The following is a 12,742-nucleotide window of genomic DNA, read 5'->3' as shown; positions in this document are numbered from 1 at the left end:
AAACAAGATCAAAAGATCGCAGCCTCGTTTCACTCGACAGCTCCTACAGGGAGCACGGGGCGGGCGTTGATTAGCGAGGCATGTAGCCCAGTTGCCAGCGCCGCGGAATTTTCAGGGAGAGCAGCCCGATCATCGCGGCCAGCAACCCGCTGACGAACATCGCCTTGAGTCCAAGATGATGCTCCAGCACTGCGCCCAGAATCGCGCCGATAAACATTCCGCTCCAGGGCACCAGCTGCACCCGCCAGCCGCTGCGCCGTTCGCCAAGCATCCAGCGGCCCAATCCACGGCCGAACCGCGACAACGCGCCAGTCACGTAAGTCAGCCCGACCGGCAAGCCATTCACTTCTTCGACCGCCGCGTTGAGCATGCCCATCGCTATGATCGCCGCCAGCAGCGCTGGCAGTTGCGTGTCGAATGGCCAGGCCGCCGCCGCGCACAGCAGGGTGGCGATACACAGCAGCAGAGGAAGCGCCCGGCGTCCGCCAAAACGTGCGACGACAACCCCCAAGGCATTGCCGACAATAAATGTTGCGACGAGGATCAACAATCGCGCAGTCAGCCCGACATCGCCATCGCTGATTGCCACGGCAAGTCGGGTGGTGTTGCCGCTCATGAACGAGACGAAGTCGCCGCTGGCCATAAAGCCAATGGCGTCGGTCATTCCGGCCAGTACCGAGAGGCTGGCCACCAGCGCCAGACCAATCCGCCCGCGCCACTTCTGTGTGTGCAGGTGGCCGGGGCTGGCGCGGTGAGTCGAAGCGGATGGCAGCATGAGTGGCGGTGTCCTTAGGCGGAGGTTACGGCTCTATGCCATACAGATCGCAATATTCCAGCCAATCCATTCCGGCCATTTCCGCGACTTCGCGATGCACTTCCAGACGCTGCGCCTGATACGCCTCAGGCGAATCAGCGGTCAGTTGCAAGGTCAATTCCCAGGCGAACAACCCGCGGCTTTCCGCTTCCTCTTCAAACGCTTCATGCAGTCGTTCTTCACGATATTGCGCCTGCGTTTCGCCCTTGGCCTGAGCCAGCAACGGGTTGAGGTGATCGAGGGTTTCGCGCAGTTCGGGACGCGCGTCGAGAAACACTTTCAGGGCATGTTCATGTCGCTGGTCGGTAGGCGCCATGTGTTTTCCTTGTGAGGCTGATGAGCTTAGGTTGCCGCAGCGACCTGCGCGTGTCGCGCTATAAATGCAGTAAAGCAGAACGATTCCTGCTGCTGCGATGATACAGTCCGCTTTTTTCTGAATGAGCGAATGCAATGCGAATTCTGATGGTAGCGCTGGCCGCGACATTGCTGGCCGGTTGCGCAGGCTCGGTGATGGACGATGCTCGCACGAAAACCCCGTACAAGGTGTTGACGTCGGACAAGGCTGAAAAAGTCGTGGCGCAGTGTGTGCAGTTTGGTTGGCAGGACGAAGCGGTGTTCGGTGTGGATGCGGCGGCGTATCTGGAACCGCGCAAGTCCGGCGGGACGACGGTGTACACCCGTTCGGCAGAGTCGTTTGTCGACGTGATTACCCAGGCATCGGGCACGACGTTGAATTACTACGCGCAGAAGGATGACTTTGTCGCCAAGCGCCGGTTGGCGGCGTTGGCGACCTGCCTGTAGGGGCAATTGTCGCAGTGATGCTCAACCCGCCTTCGTCGGAAGGCCGCCCGGAGCAGGCTCGCTCCGGATGGCCTTCCGACGAAGGGGCCGCAACATTCAACCGATCAATCGCTTCTGGAAGAAATGCCGCTTATGCCCCAGTGGATAATCCAGAATCTCTCCGCATTCGCTAAATCCAAGCTTCTTGTAAAACTCCGGTGCCTGGAAGGAGAAGGTGTCGAGCCAGATGCCAACGCAGTCTTTTTCCCGTGCCAGATCTTCCGCCCTCTGCATCAACTGCGAGCCGATACCCTTGCCGCGACCTTGCTCCGGCACGGCCAGTAACTCAATGAACAGCCAACGATAGAACGTGTGGGCATACAAACCTCCGAGGATCGCGTCGTGTTCATCACGCACTAACAGAGCGATCGGCTCGAAGGTCGACGGTCCGGCGTTGGCAACGTTGTGCGCACGCAGCGGCGCGAGGATGGCTGTGCGTTCTTCTTCGGTCGGGTTTTGTGACTGCTCGATGCGTAAGTTCATGCATGACTTCCTTGTTGTTTGAATTCGCAGCCTATCCTGCCCCGCGGCCATCTTCCAAGCCCTTCTTCAACCCGGTGGAACTGCCGCTCTCGCCTCGGGGTCTAGGCTTTACAGCGTCATTCCAGCACGCGGTTGATGAGGAACCCCCATGAATATTTTCGAAGCCCTTCGCGAAAGCCATGACCGCCAGCGTACTTACGCCAAGACCTTGATCGAAACCAGCGGCGATACGCCGGAGCGGGTCGAAGCCTACAAACAGCTCAAGGCAGAACTCCAGGCCCATGAAACCGCCGAAGAGCGCCATTTCTACATTCCGTTGATGGAGCTTGATGACGGTGTCGATTTGAGCCGCCATGCCATCGCGGAACATCATGAAATGGACGAGATGATGGAAGAACTCGATGAGACCGAGATGTCCAGCCCGGCCTGGCTGGCCACCGCCAAGAAGCTCTCTGACAAAGTTCACCATCACCTGAAGGAAGAGGAACAGAAGTTCTTCCAGATGGCTGGCAAATTGCTCAGCGAAAAACAGAAAGAACAACTCGCCGGGCAATACGAAAAGGAGTTTCAGGAACAATTGCCGTAATCACTGAATGGCAGTCTTTGTAGCATTGGCGTGTAATCTTTTGTCGTCATCTCTGGTGGGCGTTGTCGCAAAAGACTGTATATGCATCCAGTATTTGCGGTGTTTTTACGGTTCAAGGCTGCTGACTGCGACAAAACCGCCGATGGACAAAAAATCCGTCTCCGTTAGCTTGAAGGCCTCTCCTCGGAAAGGAGAGTTCTTAAATCAACGGAGTGAAAAACATGAATCAACCACAAACCCAACTGCGACACGGTCGTGTCATTTCCCCTGCAAGCCGCGGTGCGGTAGCGATTGAGCAAGGATTGCTCGGCGCCTGGCAGGTCAACGAAATGGAAGGCGGCAAGAACTTCCCGGCGCTGGCGGCGGGGCCATTTCCGGCGCCTTACCAGAGCGACTCGGACAGCGTCACGCCACCGGCCGATGGCTACATCCTCAGCGGCGGCAAGACCGATGCCCGCGACTGTGTGAACTTCACCAATGACGAAATGAGCAAGAAACTCGCTCGTCCGTTCACTTGGCCGCTGCTCAATGTCACCCCGGGACAAACCCTCGAAATCAAGTGGGAATACACCGCACCACACACCACCCGCGGCTACCGCTGGCTGATCACCAAGGACGGCTGGGACCCGAAACAGCGCATTACCCGTGCGCAACTGGAAGCCCAACCGTTCTTCGAGGACTTCTACACTCAGGTGCCTTATTACAGCTACCCGAATGAGTTGAAGGCCAAGGTCAATCACGCGGTGAAACTGCCGGCCAACAAAAGAGGCCATCACGTGATCGTGCTGATGTGGATCGTCGCCAACACCGGCAACGCCTTCTATCAGGCTTTCGACGTCGACTTCAAATAACGGCGCAGCGTCGCCAAACCCACACGTTCTGAAGGATTAGAACATGTCAAAAATCGATTTCTCTTTAGTGCAAAACGCGGCGAGCGATGCCGCCTCGCTGATGCCGAGCATTGCCGGCAAAAAGGTCCTTATGGGCTTCTGGCACAACTGGCCCGCAGGCCCGAGCGATGGTTACCGCCAGGGCCGCTTTGCCAGCCTCTCGCTGGAGGACGTACCCAAGGAGTACAACGTGGTTGCGGTCGCTTTTATGAAGGGCAGCGGGATTCCGACCTTCAAACCGTTCAACGTTTCCGATGCCGAGTTCCGCCGCCAGGTCGGCGTACTCAACAGCCAGGGACGGGCCGTGTTGATTTCCCTCGGCGGCGCCGATGCGCACATCGAATTGCGCAGCGGTCAGGAACAACCGCTGGCCAATGAAATCATTCGTCTGGTGGAAACCTACGGCTTCGACGGTCTGGACATCGATCTTGAACAGAGCGCGATTGATTTCGCTGCCAACAAGACAGTTCTGCCGGCCGCACTGAAACTGGTCAAGGATCACTACGCAGGCCAGGGCAAGCACTTCATCATCAGCATGGCTCCGGAGTTTCCGTACCTGACCAGCACCGGGAAATACATCAGCTATTTGCAGGCACTGGAAGGCTACTACGACTTCATCGCCCCACAGTTCTACAACCAGGGCGGTGACGGCGTTTGGGTACCGGAGGCGAACAACGGCGCGGGTGCGTGGATTGCGCAGAACAACGATGCGCTGAAGGAGGATTTCCTTTACTACCTGACCGAAAGTCTGGTGACCGGCACACGTGGCTTCACGCGGATCCCGGCGGACAAGTTCGTCATCGGTCTGCCGGCCAATAACGATGCGGCAGCCACCGGTTATGTGATCGACAAAACCGTGGTCGGGAATGTCCTCAAGCGTCTGGCGATCAAGGGGATACCGATCAAAGGCCTGATGACCTGGTCGGTGAATTGGGATAACGGTACCAGCAAGGATGGCGTGCCATACAACTGGGAGTTCAGCCGGCGTTATGGGCCGTTGATTCACGGGGTACCCGCCGCAGGGCAAGCTTTCGATGATAAGCAATCGTTTATCGCTCGTTAGTTGCAAATGAAGAAGCCCGGTAGCGCTGCCGGGCTTTTTTTGTTTGCGCAATTATTCGACCATGGCGACTTACTCAGGAACAGGATCAGGCGTCATGTCCAACACAGCCGAGCGGGTCAACATTGTCGACACTCAAGTGTTGTCCCATGACTGGTATCTACTGAAGAAAATCACCTTCGACTATCACCGCAACAATGGCGAGTGGCAGCGTCAGACCCGTGAGGTTTACGACCGTGGCAATGGCGCTGCGATTCTGTTGTTCAACCGCGAGCAGCGCACGGTGGTGCTGACCCGGCAGTTTCGTTTGCCGGTATTCGTCAATGGCCACGATGGTTTGTTGATCGAGGTGGCGGCCGGGTTGCTCGAAGGTGCAGCGCCGGAGCAACGGATTCGCGATGAAGCCGAAGAGGAAACCGGGTATCGCGTGCACGATGTGACGAAGGTGTTCGAGGCTTACATGAGCCCTGGCTCGGTGACCGAGAAACTGCATTTTTTCATTGCCGAATACGACGCCGCATCGAAGGTTAGCGACGGTGGTGGTCTGGAAGAGGAGACCGAAGAACTGGAAGTGCTGGAGTGGCGATTCGACGACGCGTTGGCGGCGTTTCAGCGCGGCGAGATCTGCGACGCCAAGACCATCATGCTGTTGCAATATGCGGCGATGAATAACCTTTTTGCCCAATAAATCAAAAGATCGCAGCCTTCGGCAGCTCCTACAGGAAAACGCATTCCAGGTAGGAGCTGCCGAAGGCTGCGATCTCTTGATCTGTATTGACTGACTAAAACAAATCCCCGGTTTTGCCAATCTGCGACCAGTCGCCACCTTCAAGTGTCAGCAGGCGCTCTTTCGCCTCTAGCCCACCGGCAAACCCGGTGAGCTTCCCCGACGCGCCGATCACTCGATGACACGGCGCGACAATGGAGATCGGGTTGCGTCCGTTCGCTGCGCCCACTGCCCGCACGGCGCTGGGATTGCCTATCTGTTCGGCAATCTGGCTGTAGGTCCGCGTCTCGCCGAATGGAATGGTCAGCAGCGCCGCCCAGACCTTTTTCTGAAACTCGGTGCCAGCGAAATTCAGTTCCAGATCAAAACAGTCACGCGTCCCGGAAAAATATTCTTCAAGTTGTCGAGCCGTTCGAATCAGGATCGGATTGTTGGGTGCCTCACTCATCGGGCCGAGGCGCACACGGTTCGGTTTGTCATTTTCCCAGAGGATGGCTGCCAGTCGTGAACCGTTCGCGACCAGCTTCAGCTCGCCGACGGGCGAGGGCAGGGTGATGAACGTGTAAGGCATGACGGCAGACTCCGGATCAGGGCGGCAACAGCGCCCAGCATACTGCCTGATCGGGGAGGCGCAATACGCAAAGCCGACCATACTGCTTGGTGCTCTTGCAGCGTTCCCCCTCTGTTTTGCACAGACCCTGAAAACAACAAAAAAGAGATCGACTCATGAAGTACGAACCTTTGGCCAAGTCGCTGATAGCGACCTCACTGGCACTCAGCTGTCTCATGGCTCACGCGGCGTCAGTCGCTCCGGTTGCCGCCGAAAACGGCATGGTGGTCACCGCGCAACATCTGGCCACCCATGTCGGCGTCGACGTACTGAAAAGTGGCGGCAATGCCGTCGACGCGGCGGTCGCCGTGGGGTACGCGCTGGCGGTGGTTTACCCCGCAGCGGGCAACCTCGGTGGAGGCGGCTTCATGACCATTCAACTGGCGGACGGGCGTAAGACCTTCCTCGATTTCCGCGAAAAAGCGCCGCTGGCGGCCACCGCCAACATGTACCTCGACAAGGAAGGCAACGTAATTCCCGATCTCAGCACCCGTGGACATTTGGCGGTGGGCGTACCGGGCACGGTGTCCGGCATGGAACTGGCGCTGAGCAAATACGGGACCAAGCCACGCAAGGAAATGATTGCACCGGCGATCAAACTGGCGGAAGACGGTTTTGAACTGGAGCAGGGTGACGTCGAACTGCTGGAGTACGCCACCGACGTGTTCAAGAAGGACATGCGCGATTCTGGCTCGATCTTCCTCAGCAAAGGCGAGCCGATGCAGGTCGGGCAGAAACTGGTGCAAAAGGACCTCGGCAAGACCCTGCGGACCATTTCCGAGAAAGGCGCCGACGGCTTCTATAAAGGCTGGGTAGCCGATGCCATTGTCACTTCCAGTCAGGCCAACAAAGGCATCATTACCCAGGCCGACCTCGACAAATACAATACCCGCGAACTGGCACCGGTGGAGTGTGATTACCGTGGTTACCACGTGGTCTCGGCGCCGCCGCCAAGCTCTGGCGGGGTAGTGATCTGCCAGATCATGAACATCCTCGAAGGCTATCCGATGAAGGACCTGGGCTTCCATTCCGCTCAGGGCATGCACTACCAGATCGAAGCGATGCGTCACGCGTATGTCGATCGCAACAGCTATCTCGGCGATCCGGATTTCGTCAAAAATCCGATCGAGCACCTGCTGGACAAGAACTACGCGACCAAACTGCGCGATGCCATCCAGCCGCAAAAGGCCGGCGTGTCGGCTGAGCTCAAGCCTGGTGTAGCGCCTCATGAAGGCAGCAACACTACCCACTATTCGATCGTCGACAAGTGGGGCAATGCGGTGTCGGTCACCTACACCCTCAACGATTGGTTCGGCGCCGGCGTGATGGCAAGCAAGACCGGGGTGATCCTCAACGATGAAATGGACGACTTCACCTCCAAGGTCGGCGTGCCGAACATGTACGGTCTGGTGCAGGGTGAAGCCAATGCGATTGCCCCGGGCAAGGCACCGCTGTCATCGATGAGCCCGACCATTGTCACCAAGGACGGCAAAGTGGTGATGGTGGTCGGCACGCCGGGCGGGAGCCGCATCATCACCGCGACGTTGCTGACCATGCTCAATGTCATCGACTACGGCATGGGCTTGCAGGAGGCGGTCGACGCGCCACGCTTCCACCAGCAGTGGATGCCGGAAGAAACCAACCTCGAAGACTTCGCCGCCAGCCCCGACACGAAGAAGCTCCTCGAAAGCTGGGGCCACAAATTCGCCGGGCCGCAGGACGCCAATCACATCGCCGCGATTCTGGTCGGCGCACCGTCGCTGGGGGGTAAACCCGTCGGGAAAAACCGTTTCTACGGCGCCAACGATCCACGCCGCAACACTGGCTTGTCACTGGGTTACTAAGAAGCGTAAAAAAGGGGGCGGGCTCACATCCGCCCCCGTCTCAAGGACTGATCAAGGAAGGCTCATCATGACCACCGCATTGCTGATCATCGACGTCCAGCGCGCCCTCTGCTCGGGCGAATACCAGTGCCATGACATTCACCGTGTAATCGACACCATCAACGGCCTCAGCGCCCGCGCGCGCAAGGCAGGTGTGCCAGTGGTGCTGATCCAGCATGAAGAAAAGGACAGCCCGTTGGCCCATGGTGCCGAAGGCTGGCAACTGGCCGAAGGGCTTGAGACATCGCCGAAAGACTTGCGCGTACGCAAGACCACCCCGGATTCGTTCTACCAGACTGACTTGCGCAAACTGTTGCCGAGCGAAGATTTCGAAAAACTGCTCATCTGCGGTCTGCAAACCGATTACTGCGTCAATGCCACCGTGCGCCAGGCCCATCAACTGGGTTATGACGTGGTGCTCGCCGCCGACGCGCATTCCACCGTCGACAACGGCAACATGAGCGCCGAAGACATCATCACCGAGCACAACAAGGATCTGGCGCACCTGACCGGCTCCGTGGCGCGCATCGACGTCAAACCCGCCGCCGACATCAGGTTCTGACTACCCACACCAAACCTGTAGGAGTGAGCCTGCTCGCGATAGCGGTGTGGCATTTGATGCAGCATCGTCTGACAGAACGCTATCGCGAGCAGGCTCACTCCTACAGTGATTGCGAAACCCTGATTGCTATGTACATCAGGGATTTCCGCTGGCAGCACTGGCATACTGCGCGCCGTCCGAAGAATGGAATCTCTCGATGTTCGCGATCTCCCTGCGTTACGCCTTGCTGCTGACGTCCCTTGCGTTTGCCTCTGTTACCCACGCCAGCAGTTTCGATTGCTCCACGGCCAACAACAAAACCGAAAAAGCCGTTTGTGGCGACCCGCAGATTTCGCTGCTCGACGAGAAGCTGGGCAAGCTCTGGCATTCGACATTGGCCAGTGTCCCCGATGCCAAAGCCCTCAAGGCTGACCAGCGGCAGTGGCTGAAAAGTCGCAACGCCTGCGGCGATCAGACGGCCTGTTTGCGCCGCGAGTATTTGATGCGGCTGAGCGAGCTCGAACACGCTACCCAGCCGTTCAGTTGGGACGCAACCTGGCAACTCATACCGCCGGGGACTTCAACCTCGGCAACGGTGATAACCCAGCGCCGCGATGCCACGCACATCAGCATCGACATCACGGCGGCTGAGGGTGCCAACTCCGGTGATCTGGATGGCGTTGCCACACTCAACGACGGTAAAGCCGTTTACTCGGAAGATGAGTGCACCCTGTTGTTCACTCCCATCAACGGTGTGCTGGATATTTCGCTTGCAGGGGAAGGCGGGTATTGCAGTGCCGGATTGGGCGTCTACTACACCGGCCGTTTTGTCGCCTCGGAGCACCCGCTGACACTGGATTACGACATGCTCAGCCTGGGCCTGGCACAAACACCGGAAGAGAACCAGGCACTGCACACCTTGCTCAAAGGTGATTATCAGACACTGGTGGAAAAGTCCGGCTCCCTGATGACGGGTGAGCCAGGCACCGATGTGCCGGGCAGTCAGGTCTGGGAGATGTGGATGCGCGGTCTGGGTGGCACCGGCATCGTGATGCGCTCATCCGATGGCCATTTCTGGGTGTTGTTGGTGACCTACGACAGTTCCGGCCATTCGCGTCTGCGCTACTACACCAACGTGGCGAAATGGAAAAAAGTTCTACCCGATGCCTTGCACGACTGGAATGAGCGCATGAAAGCTCATCTGGAGCTGCCCGTAGACTTCATGCCCTGATCTGCGCGGTAGCCCATCCGCTCACGTCGCAAACAAAACCCCACGAATCCCGCCCACCCGCGGCGTCACCACGACACCCTCCAGCACCATTCGCGTAATCGTCTGCGCCGCCGTTTGATAATCCTCATCCTGCGGCACTTCGCGCCCCATGATCCGACCCATCTGCCAGCCAATGTTGGTGTACGTGCGCGTCGCCGACCAAATGAACAGCATCAGATGCTCAGGATCCACCGGCGCCAGCAAGCCGCGATCGATCCAGCTGCGCAGGCATTCAACATTACGCCGCGCTTCGGCCTGCAACAGATCGCGGCACTCATCCGGCAGCTGTCGACCGCCCAGCAGCAGCTCGCCACTGAATACCTTGGCAATCGCCGGATGCTCGCGAGCAATACGAATCCGCGCGGCAACGTAAGCACGCAGCCCCGTCAGCGGGTCATCACTTTCACGCAGCGCCGCTGAAGCTTCCAACAGCGGCTCGACAAAGCCCAGCAGTACTTTGCTGTAAAGGTTTTCCTTGGTCTGAAAGTAATAATACAGATTGGCCTTGGGCACCCCGGCACGCGCCGCAATATCGCGAGTCTGGGTGGCGTCGAAGCCGTTGGCGGCGAACTCTTCGCGGGCAGCGGCGAGGATCAACTGCTCGTTGCGGACGCGGATGGCACTCATGGCAATACAGGTTGGCTGGACGGCATGGACAGATTCTGACGATTTTGGATTCGCAATATACAAAACTATATAGCGGTGAGGCCAGCACACTCGAAGGACAGCGCTATGCTGTTTCGATCAACGAGTGGAAACGGAGCCGGCACATGACCCTTCAGGCAGTGCGAGCCGACGCGACACATCTGGATGCGGTGGCGCCGTTGTTCGACGCTTACCGTGGTTTTTACCAACAGCCGTCGAATCTCGAGCAATCGCGAACCTTCATCGCCGAGCGCATGGCTGGCAACGAATCAGCGATATTTCTCGCGCAGGATGAACACGGCGAGGCGCTGGGATTCGTGCAATTGTACCCGACGTTCTCGTCCATCGATGCCCACCGCACCTGGCTGCTCAGCGACCTGTTCACCACGCCCGCCGCACGTGGACGCGGGGTGGGTCGATTGCTGATGAACACGGCGCGTGACTTTGCCTTGGCGAGCGGTGCCAAGGGGCTGGTGCTGGAAACCGCCACCGACAACCTTATGGCGCAAGGTTTGTACGAATCCCTCGGCTACGTGCGCGACAGCGGTTATTACACCTACATCCTCGACTTGCGGCAGGGTTGAGCAAATTTTTTTGCGATTTCCCGAATTCAGGCTTTCGCCCGACCGCCGCTCTCTCTAGAATCCGCCCGGCCTTCAAAATGAAGGCGCAATGCCATCATCTGGATGTGTATACATAGGGACGGATCATCATGCAATTCGGGAAAATTCTGGCGCTGGGGCTGGTACTTGCGCTGGGCGGTTGTGCCAGTTTCACCAAAGACGAAGTGGCGCCGGTGACCATGCCGTCGATGGCCAGCTACACCAATAAGCCAAACGTATACGTCGATTTCGATTTCTATCAGGGCGAGCCGAAAAGTGGTTCCGCCGTGGAAGTGCCGCAAGCACGTGATCAACTGAAACCACAGCTGCAAAAAATCCTCACTGACTCGGGTCTGTTCGGCCGTGTCACCCTGGACGAGTTCCAGAAGCAGCCGGGGGACTACAGCCTGCGTCTGAAAATGTACAACCATCCGCCGAATGCCGGTTCCATGGTACTGGGCTTTATTAGTGGTTTCAGCCTGGGGGTGATCCCGGCGTACGGCACCGATCAGTACTCCATGAGCCTGGAAGGCATGGATGGCCAGGGTCAGGCCCTGACCACCGCGAGCAATCATGATGCGATCGGGACCTGGATCGGTATCTGGTTCATCCCGCTGATGGCCAACACACCGAAAGACGCGGTGAATGACACTTTCACCCGTCAGGTCAACGCGCTGCTCAAGCAAATGGTCGATAGCAAAAACCTGAAGTACTCGGCACTCGAAACCGGTATTCCAATGGCCTGAAGAAAAAAAAGAGCCGCAATCGCGGCTCTTTTTTTGCCCTTACTTCAGGGCCTGAATGAACTGTGGATCGCTGTACAGTTCCTTCAGCAGGTCACGCACCATCGGGTTGTAAGCGTTGACCGCGTTCGGAATCGCAATGAAGCCGAAAAAGCTGCTGCTCCACTGGCTGCTGACATTCTTGGTGGCGTCGTACACCACATCGTTGCCGTTGAGCAGGGTGAAGCGAGCGGCGAGTTTGCCGTCGCCCGTGCCCATGCCTGCGGACAGTTCGTTCTTCACCACCAACACTTTCAACTGACGCTGCGCCTGCGGATCGAGCAGGCCGGCCTTGCGCAGTTCTTCAGTGATCGCATCCTGAATGTGCGCCGGGATGCTGCCGGACGGCGAGCGAACCGGGTTGGCGCGAACCACCAGCGAACCTTCACCGGATTCGGCCGTGACCTGAGGATTGCTGATCGCGTGGAGCGGCGGGGTTTGCTTGAGCTTCTGCACGTTCTCGAAGCTTGGCTCGTAACGAGTCATGGTCATGCCACAGCCTTGCAGTAGCAGGGCCAGCATCGGGATCAACAACAGCGACTTCTTCACGGCAGTTCCTTGCGTGGGAATAGAGGAGGGCGCGAATTATGGGCAGAGTGCCATCATTGGGCAACCTCGTTCGTCTGCGTGTTGAGCAATCGCTCGATCTGCGCCAATTCCCAGGTACTGAGTAAACTTACCGGATCGGTGCCATAACGCTGCCAGCTCTCCAGCGCGCCTTCTTGCCCATCGCCATTGCGGGCAAATTCACAGTGATGTAAGCGGCTACCTTCAAAGTCCAGCAGCAGGTGCCAGCCCTCGATATCGACCGCGACCCGCCCCGCCTCGTCAGGCATCTCGCAGACTTTGAAAGTGAGGACACCCAGCGCCGCTTCACGCAAACGCTGGCACACCTCGCGGGCGCTCAGAAAGGCAGACATGTTCAACTCAATGGATACAGGAACGCGCCAGCATAAAGCCCGAGCCGACAAGTGTCAGCGTTCACTGGCCCGATCCCGGACAATTCCGT

General features: G+C 58.1%; 16 protein-coding genes and 1 pseudogene. 10 read left to right on the top strand and 7 right to left on the bottom strand.

What is annotated here, in order from left to right; genetic code table 11:
• Positions 1 to 70: 70 nt before the first annotated feature.
• The gene (locus ACZZ0A_RS14535; RefSeq protein ID WP_123376626.1) at positions 71 to 775 is read right to left on the bottom strand and encodes a YoaK family protein; all 705 of its coding nucleotides are present in this window, start codon (positions 773 to 775) and stop codon (positions 71 to 73) included.
• A 25-nt stretch (positions 776 to 800) separates the two neighbouring features.
• The gene (locus tag ACZZ0A_RS14530; protein WP_463543375.1) at positions 801 to 1,130 is read right to left on the bottom strand and encodes a DUF6388 family protein; all 330 of its coding nucleotides are present in this window, start codon (positions 1,128 to 1,130) and stop codon (positions 801 to 803) included.
• A gap of 134 nt (positions 1,131 to 1,264) precedes the next feature.
• Between ACZZ0A_RS14530 and ACZZ0A_RS14525 the strand changes: the two genes are divergently transcribed.
• Entirely contained in the window at positions 1,265 to 1,615 is a 351-nt protein-coding gene (locus tag ACZZ0A_RS14525; RefSeq protein WP_095113675.1) for a hypothetical protein, read from the top strand.
• 96 nt (positions 1,616 to 1,711) lie between these two features.
• Here the strand turns inward: ACZZ0A_RS14525 and ACZZ0A_RS14520 are convergent, their stop codons facing one another.
• Positions 1,712 to 2,137 (bottom strand): GNAT family N-acetyltransferase, encoded by a 426-nt coding sequence (locus tag ACZZ0A_RS14520; protein ID WP_123376627.1) that lies wholly within the window; start codon positions 2,135 to 2,137, stop codon positions 1,712 to 1,714.
• A gap of 148 nt (positions 2,138 to 2,285) precedes the next feature.
• On the opposite strand from ACZZ0A_RS14520, the gene ACZZ0A_RS14515 reads away from it, so the two are divergent.
• The 4 genes and pseudogenes from ACZZ0A_RS14515 (at position 2,286) to ACZZ0A_RS14500 (ending at position 5,361) form a co-directional block, all read left to right on the top strand.
• Entirely contained in the window at positions 2,286 to 2,723 is a 438-nt protein-coding gene (locus ACZZ0A_RS14515; protein WP_007908104.1) for a hemerythrin domain-containing protein, read from the top strand.
• A 221-nt stretch (positions 2,724 to 2,944) separates the two neighbouring features.
• Positions 2,945 to 3,574, top strand: coding sequence for a lytic polysaccharide monooxygenase auxiliary activity family 9 protein (locus ACZZ0A_RS14510; protein ID WP_095113674.1), 630 nt, complete (start codon positions 2,945 to 2,947; stop codon positions 3,572 to 3,574).
• Positions 3,575 to 3,617: 43 nt separating this feature from the next.
• Positions 3,618 to 4,619: pseudogene (locus ACZZ0A_RS14505) on the top strand (chitinase); the annotation flags it as partial.
• Positions 4,620 to 4,770: 151 nt separating this feature from the next.
• Positions 4,771 to 5,361, top strand: a complete 591-nt coding sequence (locus tag ACZZ0A_RS14500) for an NUDIX domain-containing protein (RefSeq protein ID WP_095113673.1) — start codon at positions 4,771 to 4,773, stop codon at positions 5,359 to 5,361.
• Between the two features lie 94 nt (positions 5,362 to 5,455).
• Here ACZZ0A_RS14500 and ACZZ0A_RS14495 read toward each other — a convergent pair whose 3' ends face one another.
• Complete coding sequence (locus ACZZ0A_RS14495) at positions 5,456 to 5,971, bottom strand: methylated-DNA--[protein]-cysteine S-methyltransferase (RefSeq protein ID WP_463543374.1); 516 nt, start codon at positions 5,969 to 5,971, stop codon at positions 5,456 to 5,458.
• A gap of 155 nt (positions 5,972 to 6,126) precedes the next feature.
• On the opposite strand from ACZZ0A_RS14495, the gene ggt reads away from it, so the two are divergent.
• From ggt to ACZZ0A_RS14480, 3 genes are all read left to right on the top strand, one after another.
• Positions 6,127 to 7,854, top strand: coding sequence for a gamma-glutamyltransferase (gene ggt, locus ACZZ0A_RS14490; RefSeq protein ID WP_463543373.1), 1,728 nt, complete (start codon positions 6,127 to 6,129; stop codon positions 7,852 to 7,854).
• A gap of 67 nt (positions 7,855 to 7,921) precedes the next feature.
• Positions 7,922 to 8,455: a cysteine hydrolase family protein gene (locus ACZZ0A_RS14485; protein WP_447786128.1), complete on the top strand. Its 534-nt coding sequence runs from the start codon at positions 7,922 to 7,924 to the stop codon at positions 8,453 to 8,455.
• Positions 8,456 to 8,651: 196 nt separating this feature from the next.
• A complete protein-coding gene (locus tag ACZZ0A_RS14480; RefSeq protein ID WP_095113672.1) occupies positions 8,652 to 9,665 on the top strand; it encodes a lysozyme inhibitor LprI family protein in 1,014 nt (337 codons plus the stop codon).
• A gap of 21 nt (positions 9,666 to 9,686) precedes the next feature.
• On the opposite strand, the gene ACZZ0A_RS14475 is transcribed toward ACZZ0A_RS14480, so the two are convergent.
• Positions 9,687 to 10,331: a TetR family transcriptional regulator C-terminal domain-containing protein gene (locus ACZZ0A_RS14475; RefSeq protein WP_463543372.1), complete on the bottom strand. Its 645-nt coding sequence runs from the start codon at positions 10,329 to 10,331 to the stop codon at positions 9,687 to 9,689.
• Positions 10,332 to 10,474: 143 nt separating this feature from the next.
• Here ACZZ0A_RS14475 and ACZZ0A_RS14470 point away from each other — a divergent pair, with 143 nt between their 5' ends.
• Together ACZZ0A_RS14470 and ACZZ0A_RS14465 are read left to right on the top strand one after the other, a co-directional pair.
• Entirely contained in the window at positions 10,475 to 10,933 is a 459-nt protein-coding gene (locus ACZZ0A_RS14470; protein WP_414893775.1) for a GNAT family N-acetyltransferase, read from the top strand.
• Positions 10,934 to 11,061: 128 nt separating this feature from the next.
• Positions 11,062 to 11,697: a hypothetical protein gene (locus tag ACZZ0A_RS14465; protein ID WP_463543371.1), complete on the top strand. Its 636-nt coding sequence runs from the start codon at positions 11,062 to 11,064 to the stop codon at positions 11,695 to 11,697.
• A gap of 39 nt (positions 11,698 to 11,736) precedes the next feature.
• Here the strand turns inward: ACZZ0A_RS14465 and ACZZ0A_RS14460 are convergent, their stop codons facing one another.
• A complete protein-coding gene (locus ACZZ0A_RS14460; RefSeq protein WP_007908120.1) occupies positions 11,737 to 12,282 on the bottom strand; it encodes a hypothetical protein in 546 nt (181 codons plus the stop codon).
• Positions 12,283 to 12,335: 53 nt separating this feature from the next.
• Positions 12,336 to 12,653, bottom strand: coding sequence for a DUF7693 family protein (locus ACZZ0A_RS14455; RefSeq protein WP_007908121.1), 318 nt, complete (start codon positions 12,651 to 12,653; stop codon positions 12,336 to 12,338).
• Between the last annotated feature and the right edge of the window lie 89 nt (positions 12,654 to 12,742).

It is taken from the genome of Pseudomonas sp. AC242 (assembly GCF_979258655.1).
The sequence above is the reverse complement of the archived record's forward strand: the minus strand, read 5'-3'. Positions and strand labels throughout refer to the sequence as shown.

What these genes read in the sequence shown, in the direction of transcription:
- ACZZ0A_RS14510 (WP_095113674.1), top strand. Translation starts at nt 2,945, where the DNA reads ATGAATCAACCACAAACCCAACTGCGACACGGTCGTGTCATTTCCCCT.
- ACZZ0A_RS14500 (WP_095113673.1), top strand. Translation starts at nt 4,771, where the DNA reads ATGTCCAACACAGCCGAGCGGGTCAACATTGTCGACACTCAAGTGTTG.
- ACZZ0A_RS14455 (WP_007908121.1), bottom strand. Translation starts at nt 12,653, where the DNA reads ATGTCTGCCTTTCTGAGCGCCCGCGAGGTGTGCCAGCGTTTGCGTGAA.
- ACZZ0A_RS14495 (WP_463543374.1), bottom strand. Translation starts at nt 5,971, where the DNA reads ATGCCTTACACGTTCATCACCCTGCCCTCGCCCGTCGGCGAGCTGAAG.
- ACZZ0A_RS14485 (WP_447786128.1), top strand. Translation starts at nt 7,922, where the DNA reads ATGACCACCGCATTGCTGATCATCGACGTCCAGCGCGCCCTCTGCTCG.
- ACZZ0A_RS14465 (WP_463543371.1), top strand. Translation starts at nt 11,062, where the DNA reads ATGCAATTCGGGAAAATTCTGGCGCTGGGGCTGGTACTTGCGCTGGGC.
- ACZZ0A_RS14525 (WP_095113675.1), top strand. Translation starts at nt 1,265, where the DNA reads ATGCGAATTCTGATGGTAGCGCTGGCCGCGACATTGCTGGCCGGTTGC.
- ACZZ0A_RS14530 (WP_463543375.1), bottom strand. Translation starts at nt 1,130, where the DNA reads ATGGCGCCTACCGACCAGCGACATGAACATGCCCTGAAAGTGTTTCTC.
- ACZZ0A_RS14475 (WP_463543372.1), bottom strand. Translation starts at nt 10,331, where the DNA reads ATGAGTGCCATCCGCGTCCGCAACGAGCAGTTGATCCTCGCCGCTGCC.
- ACZZ0A_RS14515 (WP_007908104.1), top strand. Translation starts at nt 2,286, where the DNA reads ATGAATATTTTCGAAGCCCTTCGCGAAAGCCATGACCGCCAGCGTACT.
- ACZZ0A_RS14470 (WP_414893775.1), top strand. Translation starts at nt 10,475, where the DNA reads ATGACCCTTCAGGCAGTGCGAGCCGACGCGACACATCTGGATGCGGTG.
- ACZZ0A_RS14520 (WP_123376627.1), bottom strand. Translation starts at nt 2,137, where the DNA reads ATGAACTTACGCATCGAGCAGTCACAAAACCCGACCGAAGAAGAACGC.
- ggt (WP_463543373.1), top strand. Translation starts at nt 6,127, where the DNA reads ATGAAGTACGAACCTTTGGCCAAGTCGCTGATAGCGACCTCACTGGCA.
- ACZZ0A_RS14535 (WP_123376626.1), bottom strand. Translation starts at nt 775, where the DNA reads ATGCTGCCATCCGCTTCGACTCACCGCGCCAGCCCCGGCCACCTGCAC.
- ACZZ0A_RS14480 (WP_095113672.1), top strand. Translation starts at nt 8,652, where the DNA reads ATGTTCGCGATCTCCCTGCGTTACGCCTTGCTGCTGACGTCCCTTGCG.